This window comes from Mycobacterium sp. HUMS_12744610, from assembly GCF_041206865.1.
In the GTDB taxonomy this organism is placed as follows: Bacteria; Actinomycetota; Actinomycetes; order Mycobacteriales; family Mycobacteriaceae; genus Mycobacterium; species Mycobacterium servetii.
In genome coordinates, this window is the sequence record NZ_JBGEDP010000001.1 from 2,481,452 (window position 1) to 2,507,781 (window position 26,330).

The following is a 26,330-nucleotide window of genomic DNA, read 5'->3' on the forward strand; positions in this document are numbered from 1 at the left end:
CATCGTGACATCACGCGCGACGAGACGGAAGCGGTTTGGCCGCGCCGGCGAGCAGGACGACGGCGAACACCCCACCGGCCGTCCCCGAGATCAGCAACGGCAGCCGCCCGTCGGCGCCCCACAAAAAGCCGGCCCACAACCCCGCGGCCAGCACCGCGAACCCGCTCAGGCCCTGGAACAGCCCCTGGGCGCTGGACTGCAGCTCACCCGCGACAAGCGTTGAGATCCAGGCCTTCCCGACCCCGTCGTAGCAGGCGGTGAACATGCCGTACACCGCGATCAGGGCCCAGGCGGTCGCCGTGTCGGTGGTGCTGCCCAGCCCCAGATAGCCGACGGCGAAGAACACCAGCCCGACCCCGTAGATCACCGGCCGGCCGAAGCGGTCCGCCAACACCCCAGCCGGCAGGCTCGCCACCGCGTACACCGCGTTGTAGCCGACATAGGCCAAGATGACGCCGACGACCGAGAAGCCGATCTCCTTGAGCCGCAACAGCAGCAGGGCGTCGGGGAAGTTGACGACGCTGAATGCGACCAGGAACGAGACCACCCTCCAGTAGCGGCGGGGCAGCCGCCGGGCACCGGCGAAAGGCGAGGACCGGAACTCGTGCGACACCTGCCGCGACCGCTCCCGGACCCAGGCGATCAACAGCACGCTGAGCACCGCGGGGATCACCGCCAGATACAGCACCGGGCCGATCCGGTGACCGAACGCCTCGTAGCCGGCCAGCCCGAGTAGCGGGCCGATGACCGCGCCGAGGGTGTCCATCGTCCGGTGAAACCCGAACACCCGGCCGCGCTCCGCCGGCTCGACGCCGTCGACCAGCAGCGCGTCGCGCACCGCACCGCGCAACCCCTTGCCCAGCCGGTCGACCACGCGCCCGACCAGCACCCCGGGCCACGCCCCGGCCGCCGCGACGATGAGCTTGCCCAGCGCCGCCATGCCGTAACCGGTCGCGATCAGGGGGCGGCGGGCGAAACGGTCGCCCAACGGCCCCGACACGATCTTGGTGAGCGACGCCGCGCCCTCGGCCGCGCCCTCCACGGCCCCGACGACCGAGGGTGGCGCGCCCAGCACGGCCGTCAGATAGATCGGCAGCAGCGGGTACAGCAGCTCGCTGGCGGAGTCCTGCAGCAGCGACACCAGCGACAGTACCCATACGTTCCTGGTGAGCCAGGTCGGCTTCGTCGCCTCTTGCACGTGCCAGATGCTAGCTGGCACCCGTGCCGCGCGCTTAGTGTGTGAAGCCGGGCAGGGAGCCGACGGCAGGAAGGAAGAGTATGCCGAAGCGTGTGGTGGTCTGGGGTACCGGGTTCGTCGGCAAGATGGTGATCGCCGAGATCGTCAAACACCCGGCGTTCGAGTTGGTGGGCGTAGGCGTCAGCAACCCCGACAAGGTCGGGCGCGACGTCGGCGAGATCTGCGGCTTGCCCGAACCGGTGGGTGCCGTGGCCACCGACGACGTCGACGCCCTGATCGCGCTGAAACCCGACGCGCTGGTGCACTACGGGCCGACGGCGTTGCACGCCAAGGACAACATCGCGCTGATAACCCGCTTCCTGCGGGCCGGCATCGACGTGTGCTCGACAGCGATGACCCCGTGGGTGTGGCCGTCGATGCACCTCAACCCGCCGCAGTGGATCGAGCCGATCACCGAGGCCTGCGAGCTGGGCGAGTCGTCGTGCTTTACCACCGGCATCGACCCCGGGTTCGCCAACGACCTGTTCCCCATGACGTTGATGGGCCTGTGCTCGGAAGTTCGGCGGGTGCGCGCTTCGGAACTGCTGGACTACACCAACTACGAGGGCGACTACGAAGTCGAGATGGGCATCGGCCGCGAGCCCGAATACACCCCGCTGCTGCAAGACTCCAACATGCTGATCTTCGCCTGGGGCGCCACCGTCCCGATGATCGCGCATGCCGCCGGCATCATGCTCGACGAGATCACCACCACCTGGGACAAGTGGGTGACGCCCACCGAGCGCAACACCGTCAAGGGCGTCATCAAGCCCGGGCATGTCGCCGCCGTGCGCTTCACGATCAACGGAATCTACAAGGGCGAGAAGAGGATTCAGCTCGAACACGTCAACCGCATCGGCCGCGACGCCGCCCCGGACTGGCCGTCCGGCCACGACGACGACGTCTACCGGGTCGACATCGAGGGGGCGCCGAGCATTTTCCAGGAAACCGCGTTCCGGTTCACCGACGGCTCCGGCCGGGACGCGGCCACGGCCGGTTGCCTGGCCACCGGGATGCGGGCCCTGCACGCGGTTCCGGCGGTCAACGAGTTGCGGCCGGGGTGGGTCACCCCGCTGGACCTGCCGCTGATCGCGGGGGTCGGGAACATCCGCTGACCGGCCTCACCCTGTACCGGCAGCGCCCGCCCGAGGTCGGTTTCCCGGCGGAGAACCCCCGGCTGGACCAGCCTGTCCTGGTCGTCACCGACTTCGTGGACCGGTTCGGCCACGCCGACGCGCTGCGCGCACTGGCCTACGTCGCCAACGCCGGCCACTGCGCTGCGCCGGCTGGCCGAATGGTCCAACCGGGCGCAGCCGTTGGCGCTGCTGCCCGACGCCGCGGCAGCGCTGGTCGCGGCGCGCGCCGACCCGGGCGTGCCCGGCCGCGGCACCGTCGCGGTGTGCGACCCGTCGTGCGCCCTGCTGGTGGGTGCCTTGAGCCGGCTGCGGGCCGGCTGCCGAAACGTCTAGGAGCAGTTGTCCTCCGAGGCCGCTTCCATGCTGACCCACCGGCGCGCTGGGGTGCGCAGCGGCATGGAAAACACGTTGCGGCGCAGCGTGATTAGTAAACTGGTCGCGGTGTTTTCGCTGGGGGCAGGGCGAACACGCCAGCGGTCGTCACGGCATTGTCGGGCCGTTTCGAGGTCCCGGTCGTCACGATGCCGCGTCCGCAGCTGGGCGCCGCGTTGTGGGCCTCCCACCGCCCGGGAGGTCGTCCCGGCGAAACGGACGGCCACGACGCGGCCCCAGGCGCACTCCAGAGCGCGGCACCCGTCAAGTGACTCAGGGCCGATCCGGCTGAATCGACACGGCGCCTCAGTCCTTTTCGCCCTTGTTTTCCGCGGCGGCGGCTTCCCTGAGTTCGTCGTTGCGAGCCTTGTCCTTCTCGATCTGCTCGCGTTTGGCTTGCTCGTCAGTGCCCTCGCCCGTGTCAATGTCGCCGGCGTCGTCGTTGTAGATGGGATCGCCGTCTTCGGTGAGCCAGTCGTTGACCGCGGTGCCCGTGACGGTTCCGCCCGAACCGGGCAGCACCACGGTGGGCCGGTCCTCGTAGGCCTGCATCATCTCCGCGGCGGCCTGCTTGGCGCCCTGGTCCAATTCGAGTTTCTCGCTCGCCTGCTGATCGGGGTCGTCACCAGCAGATATGTCGTCCTGCTCGCTCACTGGACTACCTTCCTGAGGTCATCGCTTCTGGATGAAGCGTTGATGCACCCGAGGTGCCACCAGGTCACTGCCCTGCTCGCTTGACGCGGTTGATGTCCAGCATGAGATCTGCAGGCCCTGGTGGTTGCCCGGGGCGTGTCGACCGTCGATAGGGCTGAGCGCCAACGCCGCGTCTGGCTGCGAGCGCCGATCAGTGAGCGGAGCGGCAACCACGTCGCGGCACCAGCGGCAGCAGAAAAGATGGGTGCCTCCCCACTGGGACTAGCAGCGAGGAGGCTGACGTGAAGTCTGCCAGCAATACCCCGACCGATACCACCCTGCCGCAGGAGCCGCCGGGGGGTGTGACCGCCGGTCTGGACTGGGCCCGCGACGACCACGCGGTCAGCGTCGTCGATGACCGGGGCCGCGAACTCGACCGAGCCACGGTGCCCCATAGCGCGCCCGGACTGCGGGAACTCATCGCTTTCCTGCGCCGCCATGGAGTGGGTGAGGTCGCCATCGAACGTCTTGACGGGCCAGTCGTCGACGCCCTGCTGCTCGCCGGTCTGGCCGTGGTGGTGATCTCGCCGAATCAGGTCAAGAACCTGCGCGGCCGCTACGGCTCGGCCGGCAACAAGGACGACCGGTTCGACGCCTACGTGCTCGCCGACACCCTGCGCACCGACCGCGCCCGGCTGCGGGCGCTGATCCCCGATACCGACGCCACCGTCGCCCTGCGGCGCGCCTGCCGCGCCCGCAAGGACTTGGTCAATCACCGTGTGGCCGTTGCCAATCAGCTGCGCGCACACCTGCGCAACGTGCTGCCTGCCGCCGTCGGATTGTTCAAAGACATCGACTCCGCGATCAGCCTGGCGTTCCTGACCCGATTCGACACCCAGGACAAGATCGACTGGCTGACCCCCAAACGACTCGGCGACTGGCTCGCCAAGCAGGGCTACTCCGGCAAGGTCGACCCCGCCGTGCTGCACCACCGCATCCTTGACGCTGCCCCCGGCGCAACCGGTTCTCACGGCAGCACCCAGGCCCACATCACCGCCAGCTACGTCGCACTGCTGGGCACCCTGGTCGCACAGATCAAAGCGCTCCCGACCCAGATCGAGGCACAACTGGACACCCACGCCGACGCCCACATCTTCACGTCCCTGCCCCGCGCCGGACGGGTCCGCGCCGCGCGCCTGCTTGCCGAAATCGGGGACTGCCGTGCTCGATTCCCCACCCCGGAGTCGCTGACCTGTCTGGCCGGCGCCGCGCCCTCTACGCGCCAGTCCGGCAAATCCCGCATTGTCGGATTCCGCTGGGCTTGCGACAAACAACTCCGTGACGCCGTCACCGACTTCGCCGCCGACACCCGACTGGTCAACCCCTGGGCCGCCGACCTCTACGACAGGGCCCGAACCCGCGGGCACGACCACCCCCACGCCGCACGCATCCTCGCCCGCGCCAGGCTGCACATCATCTGGCACTGCTGGCAAGACAACCTCGCCTACGCCCCCGACAAACACCGCGCACTCCAACGAATCCTCACCCAAGACGAGGCGGCTTGACATAGGGCTTCTCATGCGTCCACTCCTTGCCGTCGGATTCCCGACCGTTGCGGACTACCCGCTGCTTCGGTGTACCGAAACCCTCACCGGCGGCATGGAAAACCTGTGCGTTCCAGGGCGTTTCTCAGCCCGGCTTCGGGTAGCTGACGCCGGTGAGCCGCTCGGACAGCTCCCACAGTCGTCGGCATGCGGCATCGTCGCGGGCGCGGGCGGGCACGTGGGCCGGCTTCACGCCGCCACCGGCAGCCTCCAGCAGCCCGAGCGGCCCGTAGAAGGCGCCGCCCGCCGCACCCGGCGTGGCGGCCGCGTACAGCGCGGGCAGGATCCCGTCGTCGATCTCCTGCCACAAAAACGGCGTCCACCGCCACGACGCCTTGTAGAACCGCTCCATTAGCGACGGCTTGTCGCGGCCGTGGGAAGGCCCGCTGATCTGGAGGTTCGTCATGGTCAGTCCGGGATGGGCGGCGTTGGATACGACACCCCAGCCCGCCCGGCGGCTCCGGCGGTCCAACTCGCGCGCGAACATGAGCACGGCCAGCTTCGACTGGCCGTAGGCCGCCATCGCCGAGTACTTCGTGGCGAACTGCGGGTCGTCGAAGTGAATGCGGCCGTAACGGGCCGCCAGGCTGCTCAGCGACACCACCCGTGCGCCGTCGGCGGCGCGCAGCAGCGGCAGCAGGTGTGCCGTCAGGGCGAAGTGGCCCAGATGGTTGCTGCCGAACTGCAATTCGAAGCCGTCGGCGGTGGTGTCGCGCTTCGGCGGCGTCATGACGCCGGCGTTGTTGATCAGGATGTCGATCGGACGCCCCTCGGCGTTGAGCTGTTCGCCCAGCGCGGCGACCGCGGCCAGCGAGGACAGGTCCAGGGACTTGATGGTCAGCTTCGCGCCGGGCACGGTGGCCCGGATCTCCTCGATCGCGGCCTCACCCTTGGCGCGGTTGCGGATCGCCATGACGACGTCCGCGCCGGCCGCCGCGAGCCGGCGGGCGAGCCCGAATCCGAGACCGCTGTTGGCGCCGGTGACCACGGCCAGCTTCCCGGAAAGATCCGGCACGGTGGCGGCGAGGAGTTTGCTCATGGGTCATAGTGTGCCCCCTTGCCCGCGAGCGTGCGTGTCGGTGCGGCGCCACGCCGCTGTGGCCGGCGATCTGCGCACGCTCGCGCGGCCGGGAAGCGTCAGTGCCCGCGGGCCACCCACTCCTCGTAGTGCACGATCTCGTCGCCGACGGTGGTGCTGTCGCCGTGGCCGGTGTGCACGACGGTGTCGCCGGGCAGCCGGCCGAGGCGCTCGGAGATGGACCGCAGGATCGTCGGGAAGTCGGAGTAGGAGCGCCCCGTCGCACCCGGGCCGCCGGCGAACAGCGTGTCGCCGCTGAACACCACACCCAGGTCGTGCGAATACCAACACACCGATCCCGGGGAGTGGCCCGGGGTGTGCAGTGCCCGCAGCTCGGTGCCTCCCACGCTGAGCGTCTCACCGTCAGCGATGGTGCGAAAGTCCTTGTCCGGATGGGTCATTCGCCAGAGCACCTCGTCGGCCGGATGCAGCAGCACCGGGGCGTCGAGGGCCTTGCCGAGCTCCGGCGCCACGGTCACGTGGTCGTTGTGTCCGTGGGTGCACACCACCGCGACGACATGGCGGCCGGCCACGGCCTCGACGATGGGTGCCGCCTCGTGGGCGGCGTCGAACACGACGACGTTGGAGTTGTCGCCGATCAGCCAGATGTTGTTGTCGACTTCCCAACTGCCGCCGTCGAGTTCGAAGGTGCCGTGGGTCACCACGCGTTGGATGTCAACCATCAGAGCATCACCACCGAACGCAGCACCTTGCCGCCGTGCATTTTGTGGAACGCCTCCTCGACGTCGCCGAGCCCGATGCGTTCGGACACGAACCGCTCCAGCGGGAGCCGGCCCTGCAGGTACAGGTCGATCAGCGTGGGGAAGTCGCGCTCGGGCAGGCAGTCGCCGTACCACGACGACTTCAGTGCGCCACCGTGGGAGAAGAAGTCCACCAGCGGCATGTCCAGACGCATGTCGGGCGTCGGAACCCCCACCAGCACAACGGTTCCCGCGAGGTCGCGGGCGTAGAAGGCCTGCTTCCAGGTTTCGGGCCGGCCGACGGCGTCGATCGCCACGTTGACCCCGAAGCCGTCGGTGAGGTCCTGGATCGCCTGCACGACATCGGCCTCGCGGGCGTTGACGGTGTGGGTGGCGCCGAAGCTGCGGGCCCACGCCAGCTTGGTGTCGTCGGTGTCGACGGCGATGATCCGCCGTGCCCCGACCAGTGCGGCGCCGGCGATCGCGGCGTCGCCGACGCCGCCGCAGCCGATCACCGCCACGGTGTCGTCGCGGGTCACCTCGCCGGTGTTGATCGCCGCGCCGATGCCGGCCATGACGCCGCAGCCCAGCAGGCCCGCGACGGCCGGGTCGGCTTGCGGGTTCACCTTGGTGCACTGGCCCTCGTGCACCAGCGTCTTGTCGGCGAACGCGCCGATGCCCAGCGCCGGGGTGAGTTCGGTGCCGTCGGTCAGCGTCATCTTCTGCGCGGCGTTGAAGGTGTCGAAACACAGGTGCGGCCTGCCGCGTTTGCAGGCCCGGCACTGGCCGCACACCGCGCGCCAGTTCAGCACCACGAAGTCGCCCGGCGCCACCGCCGTCACACCCGGCCCCACCGCCTCGACCGTGCCGGCGGCCTCGTGGCCCAGCAGGAAGGGGTACTCGTCGTTGATGCCGCCCTCGCGGTAGGTGAGGTCGGTGTGGCAGACCCCGCAGGCGACGACGTCGACCACGACCTCGCCCGGGCCGGGGTCCGGGACGACGACGTCTACCAGTTCGACGGGTTCGCCCTTCTTACGTGAGATCACGCCGCGCACTGTCTGACTCATGGCCCCGACCCTACTGACGGCCACCGTGTGCCCCGCGCCGGGTCACAAAGCCGGTGTAGCGTCCAGAACGTGACGGCAACGAACAAAGCCACCGAGACCACCTCCGAGACCACCGAGGAATTCGTCGGGCGAATCGTCTCTGCCATCGACGGCGCCAGCCTGGCTTTGCTGTTGAGCATCGGGCACCAGACCGGCCTGCTGGACACCATGGCCGGGCTGTCGAGCGCCACCAGCGCCCAGATCGCCGAGGCCGCCGGCCTCGACGAGCGCTACGTGCGGGAATGGCTGGGCGGCATGACCACCGGGCACGTCGTCGCCTACGACGCCGACTCCGGCACCTACTCGTTGCCCGCCCACCGAGCCGGCGTGCTGACCCGCGCGGCTGGCCAACACAACCTGGCGCTGGCGGCCATGTTCATCCCGCTGCTCGGCGAGGTCGAACAGAAGATCATCGACTGCTTCCGCCAGGGCGGCGGCCTGCACTACAGCGAATACCCGCGCTTCCACACGCTGATGGCCGAGCAGAGCGCCGCGGTGTACGACAACGCGCTCGTCGACGTGGTGCTGCCCCTGGTCGACGGGCTGGTCGAACGGCTGCGCTCCGGGGCCGACGTCGCCGACTTCGGCTGCGGCAGCGGGCATGCGATCAACGTGATGGCCAAGGCGTTCCCCGCCAGCCGGTTCACCGGCATCGACTTCTCCGAGGAGGGCATCGCGGCGGGCCGGCGGGAGGCGGCCGAGCTGGGCCTGACCAACGCCGGCTTCGAAAGCCATGACCTGCCCGAACTCGACAAGGCTGACGCGTACGACGTCATCACCGTTTTCGACGCCATCCACGACCAGGCCCACCCGGCGCGGGTGCTGGAGAACATCTACCGCGCGCTGCGGCCCGGCGGCGTCCTGCTGATGGCCGATATCAAGGCCTCGAGCCGGCTGGAGGACAACGTGGGGGTGCCGATGCGCACCTACCTGTACACGACCTCGTTGATGCACTGCATGACCGTGTCGCTGGCGCTGGACGGCGCCGGTCTGGGCGCCGCCTGGGGAGAGCAGCTGGCCACCTCGATGCTGGCCGACGCCGGATTCGGGGACGTGCGGGTGGCCGAGATCGAGTCGGACCCGATCAACAACTACTACATCGCCAGGAAGTGATGGCCGCTCGCGGCGCGCTGGCGGCGATCGCGGACTGGCCGGTTGCGGCTGCCGCCGCCGCGGTGGTGGGCCCCGCCGGTGTGCTGGCCGAACACGGCGACACCCGGCGCGTGTTCGCGCTGGCCTCGGTGACCAAGCCGCTGGTGGCGCGGGCCGCCCAGGTCGCCGTCGAGGAGGGGGTCCTCGACCTGGACACCCCGGCGGGACCGCCCGGTGCCACGGTCCGCCATCTGCTGGCGCACGCGTCGGGCCTGGCCATGCACTCCGCTCGGGTGCTGGCCAAGCCGGGCACCCGGCGGATGTATTCCAACTATGGCTTCACCGTGCTGGCCGAGACCGTGCAGCGGGAGTCGGGCATCGAGTTCGGGCGCTATCTGAGCGAGGCGGTGTGCGAGCCGCTGGCCATGGGCGCGACCCGGCTGGCCGGCGGTGCCGCCGAGGCCGGGTTCGGTGCGACCTCGACGGTGGCCGACCTGGCGTCGTTCGCCGGTGACCTGCTGCACCCCGTGGTCGTCTCGGCGCAGCTGCACGCCGAGGCGACGGCGGTGCAGTTCCCCGGCCTGGACGGCGTGCTGCCCGGCTACGGCGTCCAGCGGCCCAACGACTGGGGCCTGGGTTTCGAGATCAGAGACGCCAAGTCGCCGCACTGGACCGGGGCGCGCAACTCGGCGGGCACGTACGGTCATTTCGGCCAGTCGGGGGGCTTCATCTGGGCGGATCCCGACGTGGAGCTGGCGCTGGTGGTCCTCACCGACCGCGATTTCGGGGAGTGGGCGCACCAGCTGTGGCCGGCGATCTCCGACGCCGTGCTCGCCGAATACCACTGATCGGGTTTGAAGACTAGCGCAACACGGGCATCACGGGGCACAATAGACACGCAAGACACAACAGCATCAGCACAGCATCCCGCTTATCGGGTCCGCCAGGTCGTTGGGGAAGACGTCCCTCGTGGAACCGAAGGAGCAAGAGATGCGTGCGACGAATCAATTCGCCGACGTGACGGCTGGCGTGGTGTACGTCCATGCCTCGCCCGCGGCGGTATGCCCGCATGTCGAGTGGGCGTTGTCGTCGACGTTGGGCGCCAAGGCCAACCTGACGTGGACGCCGCAGCCGGCCATGCCGGGACAGCTGCGCGCGGTGACCAACTGGGTGGGTCCGGTCGGCACCGGCGCCCGGTTGGCCAACGCGCTGCGCTCCTGGTCGGTGCTGCGGTTCGAGGTCACCGAGGATCCCAGCCCCGGCGTCGACGGGCAGCGGTTCAGCCACACCCCACAGCTGGGCCTGTGGAGCGGGGCGATGAGCGCCAACGGCGACATCATGGTCGGGGAGATGCGGCTGCGGTCATTGATGGCGCACGGCGCCGACGCGCTGGCCGCCGAGCTGGACACCGTGCTGGGGACGGCGTGGGACGACGCGCTCGAGGCGTACCGCGACGGCGGCGACGCCGGCGAGGTGACCTGGCTCAGCCGGGGTGTGGGCTAGGACGCAGCACCCGCAGCGCGCCCGGAACCGCGGAGATCTCCGCGGGCAGCGGGCACGCGAAGTCGCCGTCGGCGTACACGTTGATGCCGGGGCATTGGACCTGAATCGACCTGGCGCGCGCCGTGCTCACCTCGTCGAGGTCGACGTGCGTGCCCTTCATGACGGTGGGGAACAGCCGGACCAGCTTGGTGCGCGACGCCTCGTGCACCATGGTCAGATCGAGCAGGCCGTCGGAGTGATCGGCGTGCGGGCAGACCAGCATCCCCCCGCCGTAGCTGCGGGTGTTGCCGAACGCCACCAGCGTGAGATCTGTGTCGATCTCCCGGGTTCCGTCGAGCACCATGCGGAACGGCAGGAGCCGCAGCTGGGACAGCTCGGCCAGCATCGCCAGGTAGTAGCGCGCGCGGCCGTGGGGCCAGCGCATCCGGTTGGCCCGGTCGGTCACCAGGGAGTCGAACCCCGTGGCCGCCACGGTGCCGAACCACTTGCTCTGGCCGTCGCCCCACGTGATCCGGCCCAGGTCAACGGATTCCGTCCACCCGCCGGCGACGACGTCGGCCGCCGCTTCCGGAACGACGGGGATTCCGAATTCGCGGGCGTGGTCGTTGCCGGTCCCCGCCGGCACGATGCCCAGCGGCACGTCGGTGCCGGCCAGCGCCTGCAGCGCGTTGGAGACGACGCCGTCACCGCCGGTGGCCATCACCGCGTCGGCGCCCTTCTCCAGCGCGGCGCTGACCAGATAGCGCGCGTCCCGGGCGTCGTCGCCGATGACCTCGACGACCTCCACGCCTTTCTGGTGCAGCCGCGCGATCGCGAGTTCCGCCGCGCGGATGGCCGCGCCGTGGCCGGAGACGGGATTGGTCAGCGCGATCACCTTGCCGATCTCGCGCTTGGCCACGGTCATGGAATCAGCTTGCCGGGGTTGAGGATTCCGGCCGGGTCCAGTGTCGCCTTGACCGCGCGCAACACCCGCACACCCAGGTCGCCGACCTCGTCGCGCATCCAGGGCCGGTGGTCGGCCCCGACGGCGTGGTGGTGGGTGATGGTCCCGCCGGTCGCCATGATCGCGTCGCACGCCGCCGTTTTCGCGGCCCGCCACTGCGCGATCGCGTCACCGCGCTGCCCGGCGACGATGGTGAAGTACAACGACGCGCCGGTCGGGTAGACGTGCGAGATGTGACACATCACCAGCGCCGGCGTGCCCGATGCGGCCAGGGCGTCGGTAAGCGCTTGGGTGACGGCGGTTTTGAGGGCGGGGATGTTGGACCAGTCGGTCGCGGTCTCGAGGGTCTCGCACAGCGCGCCGGCGGCCAGCAGCGAGTCGCGCAGGTAGGGCGCGGCGAATCGCCCCCGCTCCCACGCCTGCGCCGGTCCTTCGCCCAGCGACGTGCCGCCGTGGGCCCTGAGCAGGGCGCTGGTCTCGGCGTGTCGGCTCTCGACGTGTTCCGCGGTGCCCTCGAACGCGGTGATCGCCAGGCAGCCGCCGGTGATCTGGTTCTCGCCGATCGACTCGGTGGTGGCCAGGTTGACCCCCGTCTCGACCTCGTCGGAAAGCCGGATGACCGTTGCGCCGGTGGCGGTTTGGGTGACCGCGCGCAGCGCCGCGGTTCCGGCCGCGAAGTCGGGGAAAGACCATGCCTCGTGGCGGACTGCCTCGGGCTTGCGGTGCACGCGCAGCCGCACCTGCGTGATGACGCCGAGGGTGCCCTCCGATCCGAGCAGCAGCTGGCGCAGGTCGGGGCCGGCGGCCGAGGCCGGTGCGCGGCCCAGGTCCAGGGTGCCCGCGGGGGTGACGACGCGCAGCCCGCGCACCATGTCGTCGAACCGGCCGTAGCCGGCCGAGTCCTGGCCGGACGACCGGGTGGCCGCGTAGCCGCCGATCGTGGCGTATTCGAAGCTCTGCGGGAAATGGCCCAGCGAGAAGCCGTGTTTGCCGAGCAGGCGTTCGGCGTCGGGTCCGGTGACGCCGGCCCCGAAAACCGCCTGCCCGGACACCTCGTCGAGGGCTTCGAGCCGGTCGAAGCGGCGCAGGTCCAGCGACACCACGGCGGATAACCCGCCGCGGGCGGGATCGAGCCCGCCGACGACGCTGGTGCCGCCGCCGAACGGGACGACGGCGATGCGCTGTTCGGAGCAGTGGTGCAGGATCGCGGCGACGGTGTCCTCGTCGCCGGGCAGCAGCACGGCGTCGGGGGCGTCCTGGACCCCGGAATCCTTGCGGCGCAACAGGTCGAGGGTGGACTTGCCGCCGGCGTGCAGCAGCCGGTCGCGGTGCGCGGTGCGGCAGTGGTCGGCGCCGACGATGGCGGCCAGCGCGTCGACATCGGCCTGCGCCAGGGCCGACGGGCGCAGGTTCACCTGGTCGGGGTCGAGTTCGGGCCGGCCGGGATCCGCGAGGCCCACGGCCTGGGTCAGCAGCGCCCGGATGCCGCCGGACAGCGGCGTGGCCGCATCGGGATCCCCCCACGCGTTCCATTTCATCGGCGGCAGGAGTTCCTCGGGTTGCACCATGCGTTACAGTATTACAGATGGTGTCAACCAATAATGCTGCGTCGGATACCGGGGAGCGGATCCTGGCCGCGGCGGCCAGTTGCGTCGTCGATTTCGGCGTCGACCGGGTGACGCTGGCCGAGATCGCGCGGCGCGCGGGCGTGAGCCGGCCGACCGTGTACCGGCGCTGGCCGGACACCAGGTCGATCGTCGCCGACCTGCTGACCCGGCGCGTCACCGACGCGATGCGCGAGGCGCCGCTGCTCGGCGAGGACCGGGAGTCCCTGGTGCGCCAGATCGTGACGGCGGCCGACCTGCTGCGTCGCGACCGGCTGGTCATGTCGGTGCTGCACTCGGAGCTCGCGCCCACCTACATCACCGAGCGGCTGGGAACCAGCCAGCGCATGCTGATCGACACCCTCGCCGACCGGCTGCGGACCGCCCAGCGCCACGGCAGCGTCCGCGCGGGCGATCCCGTCCAGCTGGCCACCATGGTGTTGCTGATCGCCCAGTCGACGATCCAGTCCGCGCAGATCGTGCACCCGATCCTCGGCACCGACGCGCTGGCAACCGAACTCGCCCACGCGCTGAACGGATACCTGTCGTGACGGCGCTGAACGCGGCCCGGCGCGCGGCCGACCTGAGCGCGCTGGCCGAGGGTGCGGCGCTGGACGTCCTGGTGATCGGCGGCGGCATCACCGGGGCGGGCGTGGCCCTGGACGCGGCGTCGCGCGGCCTGCGCGTGGTGCTGGTGGAAAAGCACGACCTCGCGTTCGGCACCAGCCGCTGGAGCTCCAAGCTGGTGCACGGCGGCCTGCGCTACCTGGCGACCGGCAATGTGGGCATCGCCCGGCGCAGCGCGCTGGAACGCGGCATCCTGATGACCCGCAACGCCCCTCATCTGGTCCGCGCGATGCCGCAGCTCGTTCCGCTGCTGCCGTCGATGGGTCGCGGCCAGCGCGCGTTGGTGCGGGCCGGCTTTCTCGCCGGCGACGTGCTGCGGATGGCGGCCCGGACACCGGCCGCCACGCTGCCCCGCTCGCGGCGGGTGGCGGCGCGTCAGGTGGTGGAGCTGGCCCCCACCGTGCGGCAAGACGGGCTCGACGGCGGCCTGCTGGCCTACGACGGGCAGCTGATCGACGACGCCCGGCTGGTCGCCGCGGTCGCACGAACCGCCGCGCAGCACGGCGCCCGGATCCTGACCTACGTGACGGCCTCCGAGGTCACCGGCGCCTCGGTGCGGTTGACCGACGGGCGCTCGGGGCAGTCGTTCGACGTGTCGGCGGCCGCGGTGGTCAACGCGGCCGGGGTGTGGGCGGGGGAGATCGACGGGTCGTTGCGGCTGCGGCCCAGCCGCGGCACCCACCTGGTTTTCGACGCGGCCGCATTCGGAAATCCCGTTGCGGCGCTGACCATTCCGATCCCCGGCGAACTGAACCGGTTCGTCTTCGCCATGCCCGAGCAGCTGGGCCGGGTCTATCTGGGGCTGACCGACGAAGCCGCGCCCGGTCCGATTCCCGACGTGCCGGAGCCGTCGTCGGCGGAGATTGCGTTCCTGCTGGACACGGTCAACACGGCGCTGGGGACCGCCGTCGGGCGGTCCGACGTGATCGGCGCCTACGCCGGGCTGCGGCCCCTGATCGACACCGGCGAGGGACGCACCGCCGACGTGTCGCGCGAGCACGCCGTGGTCGAATCACCGTCCGGGGTCATCAGCGTGATCGGCGGCAAGTTGACCGAATACCGTTACATGGCAGAGGATGTCGTGGACCGTGCGGTGGAGTTGCGCGGCCTGCGCGCCGGGCCGTGCCGGACCCGTGAGCTGCCGCTGATCGGCGCACCGACCAATCCCGGCCCGCCTTGCGGGCCGGTCGCCGGGTTGCCGCCCTCGCTGGTGGCGCGCTACGGCGCCGAGGCGGCCAACGTCGTGGCCGCCGCCGGCTGCGAGCGGCCGCTCGACCCCGTCGCCGAGGGAATCGACGTGACCCGCGCCGAGTTCGAGTACGCGGTCACCCACGAATGCGCCCTGACGGTCGGCGACATCGTGGACCGGCGGACCCGGATCGGCCTGGTGGACGCCGACCGCGAGCGCGTCGTCGGGGTGGCCGAGGAGTTTTTGGCATGCTGAGATTCCCGGTGGTGCTGGCCGCCGCACTGGTGGTCGCCGGATGTTCCACGCACGCGGCCGGCCCGGGCCCGGCTCCGTCCTCACCGTCGGCGACCGGCGGCCCGGCAACCCGGACCGTCGACGTCGTCGCCGTCGATGCCGGGGGCCGGCCGGTCAACGGCTATCACGAAATCACCGGCGGCGGGGCCGTTCCCGACCAGGCGGACTGCACCGAGCCGTCGCCGGCCGCCGTCGGCAAGAACAGCTACCGTTGCTGGCCGGCCTACTACGCCGCCGACGTCTGCTGGCCGGCCTCGGGCCGGGACCTGTTGTGCCTGAACGACCCCTGGGCCAAGGAGCTGCACCGGATCCGGTCGCGCGCCCCGCTGGCGCCGGTGAATCCGCCGGCCCTGCCGACGCCGATGGCCCTGCTGCTCGACGACGGCACCCACTGCCGGGCGCGCAACGGCGGCGCGTGGGGGCACCGCTCCGACGACCTGCAGGCCTTCTACGGGTGCGGCGATCGTCCGGGGCTGACCGTGCTGGCCCCGCCGGACACCTATCCGATCGACCGCTCGCTGCCGGTGTGGACGGTCAAGGTGGGGCCCGACCAGGCCCCGGAGCCGTCGTCGCCGGCACCGGTCAGCACCCACCGGGTGCAGACCGCCTGGTTCGCCGGCGACTAGAGATCGCGACGCCGATCGGCCCGGATCGAATCAGAAACTGGTGGATTTGTGCGCCGAATTGTGTTTCGGTGAATCTGATTGCATCTGGCTGTGAGTACGCACTGTGGTGTGGGTTGCTGCGACGTCACGGAGGTGTGTGGTGAATGCTCGGCGGCGGGGCGCGGTCCGGGTGGCCGGCGTTGGGGCGGTAACGGGTGCGTTGGCGGTGGCGGCGATGACCCCGGGGGTGGGAATGCCCTCGGCGCGTGCCGATGTCCTGGATCTGATCATCGATCCGTTGGTGAATGCGGTCGGTACGGGAGTAGCGGGTGCCCTGGATGCCGGCGCGGTCGACGCCGGTGTGCTGACCGCTGATCTCGGTGTGGCGACTGCGGACGCGACGGCCGCTGGGGCGCAACTGAATTCGACGTTGGTCGAGGTGAGCAATCAGCTCGATGTCGCGTTGAATGCGGCGGGTCAGGATTACCTCACCGGCCCGGTGGGCCAGACGGTGGATCCGGCCGTCAACGGGCCGACGGTCTTCTTGTTCGGGCGGGACCTGATCGGTAACGGCGTCAACGGATTCAGCGGGCCCAACGATTCGGTGTTCGGCGGCTCGGGGCAGTTCGGCAATCTCGGCGACGGCGGGTTCCTGTTCGGGAACGGGGGCGCCGGGGCTTCCGGCGTGGCCGGTGTCGATCACGGCATCGGGGCGGCCGGCGGTTCTGCCGGGCTCATCGGTAATGGCGGTCTCGGCGGGGCCGGCGTGGACGGCGGTGCCGGTGGGGCCGGCGGGGCCGGCGGATTGCTGATCGGTGATGGCGGTCCGGGCGGCTTGGGCGCCGACGGTGTGGCCGGCGTCAACGGTGGGGCCGGCGGGATCGGTGGTGTCGGGGGCGCCGGGGGCTTGTTGATCGGTAACGGCGGCGTCGGGGGCGAGGGCGGCGCGGGTGCCGCCGGTGGGGCCGGTGGTCCCGGTGGCGCGGGCGGGGCCGGTGCGGACTGGCTGGCCGGTTTCGGCGGTCTTGGTGGCGCCGGTGGTGACGGTGGTACCGGTGCCGCCGGCGGTGCCGGAGGCGATGGCGGCAGCGCTTTCGGGTTGTTCGCCAGCGGCGGTGGCGGCGGCGCGGGCGGCAACAGCGGGGCGGATGTGTCCTCGACGGTATTACCCGCGCTGGGCGGCGCCGGTGGTAACGGCGGTCTGTTCGGTGCGCACGGGATGGTCGGTGATTTCGGCACTCTGACCGGCGTCTCCACGGGCGGCGTCACCGCTCCGGGCGGCATCACCTCGTCTCAGATAGCCAACAGCGACCTGCTGACGATCGGGACCACCGGGGTGTGGCTGACCAACAGCGACGGCCAGGTCGTCGAACTGCACGGGTTCAACCTCGTCGACAAGCTCCCCCCCGGTGAGCCGTCCGCGCTGGGCTTCGACAATGCCGATGCGCAGTATTTGGCCGACCACGGCTACAACGTGGTGCGGCTGGGCATCATCTGGTCCGACCTGGAACCGGAGCCCGGTGTGTACAACGCCGCCTATCTCGACTCGATCGACCAGACGGTGAAGACCCTGGGCAACAACGGCATCTACACGATCATCGACCTGCACCAGGACGCCTACAGCAGCACGTTCGGCGGCGAGGGAATGCCGGTGTGGGCGACCCAGACCGGCGGGCTGCCCAACCCGCAGCTACCTTTCCCGGCCAACGAATTTCTCGACCCGGCCGAGTTGCATGCCTGGGATGCGTTCTGGTCCAACGCCGCTGCCCCCAACGGCATCGGTCTGGAGGACAACTACGCCCAGATGGCGGAGTATGTGGCAAACAACTTCAACGGCAACCCGGATGTGGCCGGAATCGAAATCATGAACGAGCCGGAGCCGGGCGCGCAGTGGCCGCTGGCGGTGCTGGGCGACCCGTTCTTCGAGCAGCAACAGCTGACGCCGTTCTATGACCAGACGGCGATGGCGATCCGGGCCGTCGACCCGAACACCACGATCTTCTACGATCCCAGCATCACCGCCGAATTCGGCTCGCCCGTCCACCTGGGCACGGTCGACGTCCCGAACACCGCCCTGTCGTTCCACGACTACTGCCAGTTCATGCTGGGCCCCGTGGGGTGCATTCCCGACATCGGTCAGATCGCGACGAACGCCGTGCAGTACGCGCACGGCCAGGGCATCCCGGCATTGATGACCGAATTCGGGGCGACCAACGTCCAGTCGAACATCGCTGCCGTGATGGGGGTTGCCGACAAGAACCTGGTGGGGTGGGCGGAGTGGGCCCTCACCGGGCAGAACGACATCACCGGCTCGCCCAGCACGGAATGGTTGATCAACAACCTCTCCGAGCCGTTGACCGGTGCCAACGTCAATACCGCCACGCTGGACACCCTTTCGCAGCCGTACCCGCAGGTGATTTCGGGCACGCCGGAGTCGTGGTCGTTCGTCAACGGGGTCTTCGACTTCACCTACTCGACTGCCAAGGCCGACGGTCTCGGCGACTTCGCCGCCGGTTCGAATACCACCATCTCGGTGCCGCAGGTGGAGTTCCCCGGCGGGTATACGGTGGCGGTCACCGGCGGGCAGGTCGTCTCGGCCCCTGACGCCGCCCAACTCGTCATCGCCTCAGACGCCGGTGCCGACACCGTCAAGGTCGTCGTGAGCCCGGTGACCCCGGGTGGCTGAGCAGACGCAGAATCGCACGCGGAAGGCTTTCCGTTTGCGATTCTGCGTCTGCTCGCCGTACTCAGCCGGGTATGCGTGCGCGGTTGAGGTGGCCCGCGATCCGAGTGACCACGCGGTCGGGTGCGCGCCGTACGTCATCGGCGACGATGGGGATGACCGTCCAGCCAACCTCTTGCAGGCTTGCCAGCCTCCTTTTGTCGCGCAGCATCTCGTTCCGCCCAGCATGCCAGGCGATGCTTTCGTATTCGGCGGCCACATGTGCCTGCGGCCATGCAAAGTCGACGCGCCACATCTCGTCGTCGCGGCCACGAATCAGGTACTGGAGCTCCGGACGCGGCAGCCCGCCGTCGATCATGACGAGTCGGGCCTCGCTTTCCATCGCCGACTCCGCCCGCCCGTCGGCGAGCGGCAGAAGGGCGCGCACAGCGACGATGCCTCGCCGACCTCGCTGCTCAGCGAGAGCGCGGGCAATGTCATCGTGGGTGAACCCCATTGGGCGCAACACCGCATCGAGTGTCGCCAGTCGTGGACGTCGCAACTGCCGTGCGACTTCCACGGCGGTCCATGCGGGCGTGGTCGCCAGACGGTCCGCCACCCGCTGCAGCGCTGCACCCTTGCGTTGGTGTGGACCATCAGACCGACCGTCGGACGCATCCGTACCCCCGGATCGAGAACGTGGACGGTAGTCGTGTTTTCCGTGTCGAACCCGTGCAGCGCGGCGGCGGTGCCCAGGCAGGCAACCGCATGCCCACCCATAAAGACGTCGAGTGCTGCCAAGCGCCCCAACAGATTTGGGTTCCTGGGCGGCGTAGATGCCATACCATACGCGGACAAGTCCGCCGGTCTTGACTTGAACGTCGAGTTGCCGACGGTTCACGACCCTCAACAGTTGTGCGGTTGTCGCAAACCCACCGGCTTCAGCGAGGACCTCGAGCGTGTCGGTGTGCACCGCGCGATCATGCGCAGGCTGCCGCGCCCGGGCCAGTCACCGCTGGGGATAACACTCTGCGTCTGCTCGCGGTAAAGAGGTGACCTACAGCGGGATGTTCTTGTGGCGGCCACGCCGTGCCGGTGCCTGGGCGAGCGCCTCGGTGAGCTTGCTGCGGGTGTGCGACGGGTCGATCTTCTCGTCGACCACGCCGATCTCGATGGCGCTGTCCACCCCGCCGGCGATCCGCTCGTGCTCGTCGGCCAACTGGTTGTGCAGCGCCTCGCGTTCGTGCTCGGGCGCGGCGGCCAGCTTGCGCTTGTGCAGGATCCCCACCGCGGCTTTGGCGCCCATCACCGCGACCTCGGCGTCGGGCCAGGCGAACACCTTGGTGGCGCCCAGCGAGCGGGAGTTCATCGCGATGTAGGCCCCGCCGTAGATCTTGCGGGTGACCAGCGTGACGCGCGGCACCGTGGCCTCGCCGAACGCGTGGAGCAGCTTGGCGCCGCGGCGCACCACGCCGCCCCACTCCTGGTCGACCCCCGGCAGGTAGCCGGGCACGTCGACGATCACCACGAGTGGAATGCCGAACGCATCGCACAGGCGCACGAAACGCGCTGCCTTCTCGGCGCTTTCGGAATTCAGGCAGCCGCCGAGGCGCAGCGGGTTATTGGCCAGCACGCCGACGGTGCGGCCCGACAACCGGCCCAGCCCGACCACCATCGAGGGCGCCCACTTGGCCTGGAACTCGTCGAACGGCGTGTCCGCATCCAGCACGGCGGCCACGATCGGGTGCACGTCGTAGGCCCGCCGGGGCGATTCGGGCAGCAACGCCTTGATGTCGGTGTCCCCGGCCTCGGCGCTGCCGCGGTCGAAATGGCCCTGCTGGCAGAACAACCCGACGAGCCGGCGGCCGCGCTCGTAGGCGTCGAGCTCGTCGTCGGCGACGATGTGGCACACCCCGGACTTCTTGTGGTGGGTGTCCGGTCCGCCGAGCGAGGCCATGTCGACGTCCTCGCCGGTGACGCTGCGCACCACGTCGGGCCCGGTGACGAACACCCGGCTCTCCGGCGCCATCACGATGACGTCGGTGAGCGCGGGCCCGTAGGCGGCACCGCCGGCGGCGAAGCCGACGACCACCGAGACCTGCGGGATGTAGCCCGACGCCCGGATCATGGCCTCGAACACCTGGCCGACCCCGTGCAGCGCCCGCACGCCCTCGGCCAGCCGCGCCCCGCCGGAGTGCCAGATGCCCACGATCGGGCTCTGCTCCTCGATGGCGGTGTCGTAGGCGTTGACGATGTGCGCGCAGCCCTCGACACCCATCGCGCCGCCCATGACGGTGCCGTCGGTGCAGAAGCCGATGGTGCGGACGCCGTTCACGGTCCCCGCGGCGGCGAGCACGCCCGAGCGGTCACGTTCGTGCAGCAACTGCACGCTGCCGTCGTCGAAGAACGTGCTCAGACGCAGCAGCGGGTCGCGGGGGTCGAGCGACTCGCCAATCGCCTCGGGGGCCGTGATTGTCATCGCGTTTCTCCTGTTCCGGTGATGCGTCGAGGGAGGTCAGTACCGCCCGAACGTGATCGCGACGTTGTGTCCGCCGAACCCGAACGAGTTGTTGATGGCGTAGTTGTATTCGCCGGGCCGGGGTTTGCCGGCCACCACGTCCAGGTCGATCTCGGGGTCGAGGTTTTCCAGGTTCAGCGTCGGGGGCACGATCTGGTCACGCAGCGCGAGCACGGTCAGGATCGACTCGACGGCGCCCACGGCGCCGACCGAGTGGCCCAGCGCGGCCTTGGGCGCATACACCGCAGCGTGGTTGCTGCTGCCCAGGGCGTTGTTGATGGCCTTGCTCTCGGCCAGGTCGCCGACCTGGGTGCCGGTGGCGTGGGCGTTGACGTGGTCGATGTCGGCGGGGGTCAGGCCCGCCAGTTGGATGGCCCGGGTCATCGCGTGCCCGGCGCGTTCCCCGTTGGGGTCGGGGGCGACCATGTGGAACCCGTCGGAGGTGATGCTGGCGCCCATGATGCGGGCCAGGATGTTGGCTCCGCGCGCCTTGGCGTGTTCCTCGGTCTCGATCGTCATGAGCGCGCCGGCCTCGCCGAACACGAAGCCGTCGCGGTCGCGGTCGAAGGGGCGGCAGGCCCCGGGCGGGTCGTCGTTGTTGGTCGACATCACGATGCGCATCGCGGCGAACGCCGCGATCGGCACGGCCTCGATCCTGGTCTCCACGCCGCCGCAGATCGCCATGTCGGCCTCGCCGAGCACGATCTGCTGCCAGGCGCGCGCGATGGCCTCGCACCCGGACGCACACGCCGACACCGGCGTCATCACGCCGGCCTTGGCGTGCCGCTCAAGGCCGACCGCCGCGGCCGCACCATTGGGCATGTACTTCTGCACGCCCAACGGCGAGACCGCTTTGATGCCGCGGGCCCGCATGTCGTCGTAACTGAAGACCATCTCCTCCGACGACCCCAGACCGGTGCCGATGGAGACGGCCAAGCGGTTGGTGTCGACCTCCGGGTTGCCGGTGTTCTCCCACACCCGGCGGCCCAGGATGGTGGACATCCTCTGCAGATAACCCGTGCGGCGCAACTCGACACGGGTCAGCTGGCTGTCGAACTCCTCTACGAGGTGCCCGCCGATGCGCACGGGCAGGTTGAACTCCTCGACAAAGGGGTCCTCGAGCGTGCGAATACCACTTTGGCTGTCCTGCAACAGCTTCCACGTGGTCTCGGCGTCAGGCGCCAGCGCGGTCGTCATGGCAACTCCGGTGACGACCACATTGGGAAATGCTTTCCCGGTAACCAGCTCGGTCATGGGTCCTGCGAACTTTCCTTTCGTGCTTGGTGGTGATCACAATCCCGGCGAGGCCGGGTGAAGCGGGTCACCACCATTCAGTTTCAGTAGCGTCCGAACGCGAGCGCCACGTTGTGACCGCCGAACCCGAAGGAGTTGTTGATCGCGTAACGGAACTCGCCATAGCGAGGTTCGCCCGCGACAACATCCAGGTCGATCTCGGGATCGGGGGTCTCGTAGTTGAGGGTTGGGGGTATCACGCCGTCCCGAAGGCTCAATACCGTGAGAATCGACTCGAGGGCACCGACCGCGCCGATGGAGTGACCCAGCGCCGACTTGGGCGCATAGACCGCCGCATGCTCGCAGCCGGCGACCCGCAGGGCGTTGGCCTCCGCGGCATCCCCGATCGGGGTCGCGGTGCCATGCGCGTTGACGTGGTCGATGTCTTTGGGGGACAAGCCCGCCAGCTCCATCGACCGGGTCATCGCCCGGCCGGCGCGTACGCCGTCAGCCGCGGGCGCCACCATGTGGAAGGCGTCCGAGGTGATGCCGGCACCGAGCAGCCGGGCCAGCGGCTTGGCGCCGCGGGCCTTGGCGTGCTCTTCGGTCTCGATCAGCATGAGCGCCCCGGCCTCGCCGAAGACGAAGCCGTCGCGGTCCTTGTCGAACGGACGCGAGGCACGCTCGGGCTCGTCGTTGCGGGTCGACATGGCCCGCATCATCGAGAACGCCGCGATCGGCAGCGCCTCGATGGGGCCCTCGACGCCGCCGCAGACGGCGACGTCCGCGTCGCCCATGACGATCTGGCGCCACGCGTGGGCGATCGCCTCGGAGCCCGACGAGCAGGCCGACACCGGGGTCATCACCCCGGCGCGGGCCCCGAGCTGCAGCCCCACGGTCGCCGCGGCGCCGTTGGGCATGATCATCTGAACGGCGAGCGGGGACACCTTGCGGGGGCCGCCCTCGTTCATCAGGTCATAGCTCTCGACGATCCGCTCCGCGCCGCCCAGGCCGGTGCCGACCACGACGGAGAACCGGTCGGGGTCGAGCTCGGGGTTGCCGGCGGACTCCCACAGGCGTCCGCTCAGCAACTTGCCCATGCGCTGGACATACGACATGCGCCGCATGTCCAGCCTGCCCATCTGGGCATCGACCGGCTCCTTGAGGTGGCCGCCGATCTTGACGGGCAAATCCCACTTCGTGACGAACTCGTCCTCGAGCACGCGGATGCCGCTCTCGCCAGCCAACAGACCCTTCCACGTGCCTTCGATGTCCGGCGCGATGGAAGTCGTCGCCGTGACGGCGGTCACCACAACGCTGGGGTAACCGCCATTAGCAGTGGAAGGCTTGGTCACTTGCTGTCCGCTTCCATCCTCGCCTGGACGTTGGCCACGGCCTCGGGGTTCTCCGACTCGAGCTTGGCCCGCAGCGCCTCGGCGGCCTCGGGGTTCTCTTCCTCGAGCTTCTGGATGTAGGAGACGACGTCACCGACGGTACGCAGACCGGCGAGGTCCTCGTCGGGGATCTTCACGCCGTACTTGTCCTCGGTCTGCACGGCGATCTCGACCATCGACAGCGAGTCGATGTCCAGGTCGTCGACGAACGACTTCTCCGGGGTGACCTCGGACGGCTCGATGCCGGTGACCTCTTCGATGATCTCGGCAATACCGGCGATGATTTCTTCTTGACTAACGGCCACGGCCATTCCCTTCGTAATGTGTTGTGTGGTAATCGGATTGACGTGCTATCTGGTTGCAGCGGCCTTGAAGCCGGACGAGCCGGCCCTCAGAGTTCCACCAACGCGTCCAGGTCTGCGGGTGATTTGACGGCGCGGACCGTGACTCCCCGAAGTTCACGCTTGGCGATACCGGTCAGAGTGCCCGCGGGCGGGAACTCGACGACCGCCTGCACGTCGTGCTCACGCAGCGTCTGCGTGCACAGGTCCCAGCGCACCGGCTGGGTCAGCTGGGCGACCAGCGTGTCCATCCCAGCGGCCGCCGAGGTCACCGGCTTCCCGTCGTGGTTGGACAGCAGCGTGGCGGTGGGCTCGGCGGTCGCGATCGCGGCCGCCGCGGCGGCGTAGCCGTCGAGGGCCGACGCCATGTACTTGGTGTGGAACGCCCCGGCCACCCCGAGGGCGCGGACCCGGGCCTTGGCGGGCGGGTCCTCGGCGAGCTTCTCCAGCGCGGTCAGCGCGCCGGCGGCCACGATCTGCCCCGCGGCGTTGCGGTTGGCCGGGAACAGGTCGAGCTGCTCGAGGCGGGCCAGAACCTCGGCCTCGTCACCGCCAAGCACCGCGGACATGCCGGTGGGCTCGGCGGCGCACGCCTTGGCCATCTCGGCGCCCCGCGTGGCGGCCAGCGACACGGCGTCGTCGGCGCCCATCACCCCGGCGATCGCGTAGGCCGCGATCTCGCCGACGGAGTGACCGGCGACGATGAACTCCGCACCGGCGAGCAGCCCGCGCGTGGTCAGTTCCTGGTGGGCCAGCAGTGTGGCCGCGACGATCAACGGCTGAGCGACCGCGGTGTCGGTGATCTCTTCGTCGAGGCGTTGGTGCCCAGCCGCACGAGATCCAGGCCGCTGGCCTTCGACCACAGGGCCATCTGGTCGGCGGCGCCTGGCAGCTCGAGCCACGGCAACAGCATGCCCTCGGTCTGTGAACCCTGCCCGGGCGCAAGTAATGCGATCACGTGTCTAAGAGAACACTGTGGAAACGGTTTTGGCGGGTGTAACAGATTATGAACCTCGTCTTAGGTTTTTGTATGGAGGCTACAAAACCGCTCTTGAAGCTATGTGTTCGAGACCGTTCCGAGACCTGTTGCTTGGGTCACTGTCTCCCGCCGGGGGCTCACGCCGGCGGCGCACCGGTCCGGACCGGCAGCGGAACCTGAGTCACGGCGCCGCCAGCTACGCCGGCCGGATGGGTGGGGTAGTTCAGCTGGCCCACCGTCGCCGCCACGCGCAGCACGTACGCGTCCCTGGGCTGGGTGGGATCGCGCCCGGTGAAGTCGGTGATGCGCTTGAGCCGGTACCGCACGGTGTTTGGATGAACGAACAACTTCCTGGCACAAGCCTCAATCGCCCCGCCACAATCCAGGTAGGCCTCGAGGGTTTCGATCAGCGTGGGCCCGGCGTCGGCCAGCGGTCCCATCACGTCGGTGTGCAGCGCCACGATCGCCGACGCGTCGCCCATCAGGGCGCGCTCGGGCAGCAGTTCTCGTGCCTGCACCGGCCGCGGCGCCCCGCTCCAGCCGGCGACGGCGTTCATTCCAGAGATGGCCTCGCTGGCGCTGTGGTAGGCCGCGGTCAGCATGGGCGCCGTCGGCCCGATGACCACCGGGCCGTCGGAGAACGCGTTCAGCAGGTCGGTCAGGAACTTATCGGTCGGCGACAAGTGGCCGGACACGACCGCCACCAACCAGGTGCCGTGCACGTCGGTGAGCGCCGCCCGCCCGTGCCGGGCGGCGATGTCGCGGACGTCCTGGCTGGCGCGCTCGCTGCCGGCCGGATCGCCGGTGCCGGCCGGGTCGACGCGACCGGGTGCGGGGGTGCCGACCACCACCGTCGCCGGCGCGGTGGTGTCCCAGTTCAGCGCCGCCGCCCGGGACAGCAACTCGGGGCCGGTGTCCCCGCGCACCACCGCGTCGACGACGCTGGCCTCCATGCGGCTGTCCCAGGTACCGCGCGCCTCGGCCGCGTCGGCGTAGGCCGTGGCGGCGGTGAACGCCAGGTCGCGACTGTACTTCAGGATCCCCACCGTGAGGGCGGTCAGCTGCTCCTCGGAGCGGGCCAACAGCGGCACCACCTCCTCGAAGAACTCCATGGTGACCCGCACCATGTCCACGCTGTGGCGGAGCGGCATTCGCCGGGCCAGGTCCTGGGGTACCAACTCGAAGGCCTGCGCGGTGTAGCTGACGTTGCTGTGCGGGTCGCCCATCCACTCCACGAAGTTGACCACCGCCGTTTGCACGACCAGCGCCACGCTGGCACGCTGGGACGCTTCCAGCTCGGCGAAGAAGGGCAAGCGCTCCTGCATGGCCGAGACGGCCTCGGTGGCCAGCCGGCCGGAGTACTGCTTCAACCGGCGCAGCACGGAGTCGGGAACGGTGTTCAGCAGCTCCAGGGGCGACCGGGGATGCTTGGCAAACGGACCGGCGAAAGCGTTGTCGTTCACCCCTAAAACCTACGCC

Annotated in this window: 21 protein-coding genes and 3 pseudogenes; 10 read left to right on the plus strand and 14 right to left on the minus strand. The window is 69.8% G+C overall.

The features are described from left to right. Positions 1-10 precede the first annotated feature (10 nt). Positions 11-1,198, minus strand: a complete 1,188-nt coding sequence (locus AB8998_RS12185) for an MFS transporter (RefSeq protein ID WP_369738201.1) — start codon at positions 1,196-1,198, stop codon at positions 11-13. 80 nt (positions 1,199-1,278) lie between these two features. Here AB8998_RS12185 and AB8998_RS12190 point away from each other — a divergent pair, with 80 nt between their 5' ends. Both AB8998_RS12190 and AB8998_RS12195 read left to right on the plus strand, forming a co-directional pair. Next, the gene (locus tag AB8998_RS12190) at positions 1,279-2,352 is read left to right on the plus strand and encodes an NAD(P)H-dependent amine dehydrogenase family protein (protein ID WP_369738202.1); all 1,074 of its coding nucleotides are present in this window, start codon (positions 1,279-1,281) and stop codon (positions 2,350-2,352) included. After that, positions 2,235-2,945 (plus strand): annotated as a pseudogene (locus tag AB8998_RS12195) (hypothetical protein); the annotation flags it as partial. The gene AB8998_RS12190 and the pseudogene AB8998_RS12195, both read left to right, overlap by 118 nt. 106 nt (positions 2,946-3,051) lie before the next feature. Here AB8998_RS12195 and AB8998_RS12200 read toward each other — a convergent pair. After that, positions 3,052-3,399 carry a hypothetical protein gene (locus AB8998_RS12200; RefSeq protein WP_369738203.1) on the minus strand — a complete coding sequence of 116 codons (348 nt, stop codon included), beginning with the start codon at positions 3,397-3,399 and terminating at the stop codon, positions 3,052-3,054. A gap of 317 nt (positions 3,400-3,716) precedes the next feature. Here AB8998_RS12200 and AB8998_RS12205 point away from each other — a divergent pair, with 317 nt between their 5' ends. Beyond that, a complete protein-coding gene (locus AB8998_RS12205) occupies positions 3,717-4,943 on the plus strand; it encodes an IS110 family RNA-guided transposase (protein ID WP_475582079.1) in 1,227 nt (408 codons plus the stop codon). A gap of 124 nt (positions 4,944-5,067) precedes the next feature. On the opposite strand, the gene AB8998_RS12210 is transcribed toward AB8998_RS12205, so the two are convergent. From AB8998_RS12210 to AB8998_RS12220, 3 genes are all read right to left on the minus strand, one after another. Beyond that, on the minus strand, positions 5,068-6,021 hold the full coding sequence (locus tag AB8998_RS12210) for an SDR family oxidoreductase (protein WP_369738205.1): 954 nt from the start codon (positions 6,019-6,021) through the stop codon (positions 5,068-5,070). Positions 6,022-6,119: 98 nt separating this feature from the next. Continuing rightward, a complete protein-coding gene (locus tag AB8998_RS12215) occupies positions 6,120-6,743 on the minus strand; it encodes an MBL fold metallo-hydrolase (RefSeq protein WP_369738206.1) in 624 nt (207 codons plus the stop codon). After that, positions 6,743-7,828, minus strand: a complete 1,086-nt coding sequence (locus AB8998_RS12220) for an S-(hydroxymethyl)mycothiol dehydrogenase (RefSeq protein ID WP_369738207.1) — start codon at positions 7,826-7,828, stop codon at positions 6,743-6,745. The genes AB8998_RS12215 and AB8998_RS12220 overlap by 1 nt, the downstream gene beginning before the upstream one ends. A gap of 69 nt (positions 7,829-7,897) precedes the next feature. On the opposite strand from AB8998_RS12220, the gene AB8998_RS12225 reads away from it, so the two are divergent. From AB8998_RS12225 to AB8998_RS12235, 3 genes are all read left to right on the plus strand, one after another. Beyond that, entirely contained in the window at positions 7,898-8,980 is a 1,083-nt protein-coding gene (locus AB8998_RS12225; RefSeq protein ID WP_369738208.1) for a class I SAM-dependent methyltransferase, read from the plus strand. Next, entirely contained in the window at positions 8,980-9,807 is an 828-nt protein-coding gene (locus AB8998_RS12230; protein ID WP_369738209.1) for a serine hydrolase domain-containing protein, read from the plus strand. The genes AB8998_RS12225 and AB8998_RS12230 overlap by 1 nt, the downstream gene beginning before the upstream one ends. 142 nt (positions 9,808-9,949) lie before the next feature. Next, positions 9,950-10,462 (plus strand): DUF3145 domain-containing protein, encoded by a 513-nt coding sequence (locus tag AB8998_RS12235; protein WP_369738210.1) that lies wholly within the window; start codon positions 9,950-9,952, stop codon positions 10,460-10,462. On the opposite strand, the gene AB8998_RS12240 is transcribed toward AB8998_RS12235, so the two are convergent. Beyond that, positions 10,443-11,366: a diacylglycerol kinase gene (locus AB8998_RS12240; RefSeq protein ID WP_369738211.1), complete on the minus strand. Its 924-nt coding sequence runs from the start codon at positions 11,364-11,366 to the stop codon at positions 10,443-10,445. The genes AB8998_RS12235 and AB8998_RS12240 overlap by 20 nt on opposite strands. Beyond that, positions 11,363-12,943 (minus strand): FAD-binding oxidoreductase, encoded by a 1,581-nt coding sequence (locus AB8998_RS12245; RefSeq protein WP_369741535.1) that lies wholly within the window; start codon positions 12,941-12,943, stop codon positions 11,363-11,365. The genes AB8998_RS12240 and AB8998_RS12245 overlap by 4 nt, the downstream gene beginning before the upstream one ends. Positions 12,944-12,990: 47 nt before the next feature. Here AB8998_RS12245 and AB8998_RS12250 point away from each other — a divergent pair, with 47 nt between their 5' ends. The 4 genes from AB8998_RS12250 to AB8998_RS12265 all read left to right on the plus strand — a co-directional run bounded on the left by AB8998_RS12250 (position 12,991) and on the right by AB8998_RS12265 (position 18,410). Next, positions 12,991-13,560, plus strand: a complete 570-nt coding sequence (locus tag AB8998_RS12250) for a TetR/AcrR family transcriptional regulator (RefSeq protein ID WP_369738212.1) — start codon at positions 12,991-12,993, stop codon at positions 13,558-13,560. After that, positions 13,548-15,080, plus strand: coding sequence for a glycerol-3-phosphate dehydrogenase/oxidase (locus tag AB8998_RS12255; RefSeq protein ID WP_369741536.1), 1,533 nt, complete (start codon positions 13,548-13,550; stop codon positions 15,078-15,080). The genes AB8998_RS12250 and AB8998_RS12255 overlap by 13 nt, the downstream gene beginning before the upstream one ends. Continuing rightward, the gene (locus AB8998_RS12260) at positions 15,074-15,745 is read left to right on the plus strand and encodes a hypothetical protein (protein ID WP_369738213.1); all 672 of its coding nucleotides are present in this window, start codon (positions 15,074-15,076) and stop codon (positions 15,743-15,745) included. The genes AB8998_RS12255 and AB8998_RS12260 overlap by 7 nt, the downstream gene beginning before the upstream one ends. 139 nt (positions 15,746-15,884) lie before the next feature. Further along, on the plus strand, positions 15,885-18,410 hold the full coding sequence (locus tag AB8998_RS12265) for a cellulase family glycosylhydrolase (RefSeq protein ID WP_369738214.1): 2,526 nt from the start codon (positions 15,885-15,887) through the stop codon (positions 18,408-18,410). A gap of 61 nt (positions 18,411-18,471) precedes the next feature. Here the strand turns inward: AB8998_RS12265 and AB8998_RS12270 are convergent. The 7 genes and pseudogenes from AB8998_RS12270 to AB8998_RS12300 form a co-directional block, all read right to left on the minus strand. Next, a pseudogene (locus tag AB8998_RS12270) lies at positions 18,472-19,359 on the minus strand (hypothetical protein). 84 nt (positions 19,360-19,443) lie between these two features. Further along, entirely contained in the window at positions 19,444-20,865 is a 1,422-nt protein-coding gene (locus tag AB8998_RS12275) for an acyl-CoA carboxylase subunit beta (RefSeq protein WP_369738215.1), read from the minus strand. Between the two features lie 36 nt (positions 20,866-20,901). Beyond that, positions 20,902-22,158, minus strand: a complete 1,257-nt coding sequence (kasB, locus tag AB8998_RS12280; protein WP_369738216.1) for a 3-oxoacyl-ACP synthase KasB — start codon at positions 22,156-22,158, stop codon at positions 20,902-20,904. An 83-nt stretch (positions 22,159-22,241) separates the two neighbouring features. Continuing rightward, positions 22,242-23,492, minus strand: a complete 1,251-nt coding sequence (gene kasA / locus AB8998_RS12285; RefSeq protein WP_369738217.1) for a 3-oxoacyl-ACP synthase KasA — start codon at positions 23,490-23,492, stop codon at positions 22,242-22,244. Continuing rightward, positions 23,489-23,836 carry a meromycolate extension acyl carrier protein AcpM gene (gene acpM, locus AB8998_RS12290; RefSeq protein WP_369741537.1) on the minus strand — a complete coding sequence of 116 codons (348 nt, stop codon included), beginning with the start codon at positions 23,834-23,836 and terminating at the stop codon, positions 23,489-23,491. Before acpM ends, kasA begins: the two co-directional genes overlap by 4 nt. Positions 23,837-23,922: 86 nt before the next feature. Further along, positions 23,923-24,830 (minus strand): annotated as a pseudogene (locus AB8998_RS12295) (ACP S-malonyltransferase). Between the two features lie 158 nt (positions 24,831-24,988). Next, positions 24,989-26,314 carry a PucR family transcriptional regulator gene (locus AB8998_RS12300; RefSeq protein ID WP_369738218.1) on the minus strand — a complete coding sequence of 442 codons (1,326 nt, stop codon included), beginning with the start codon at positions 26,312-26,314 and terminating at the stop codon, positions 24,989-24,991. Positions 26,315-26,330 lie beyond the last annotated feature (16 nt).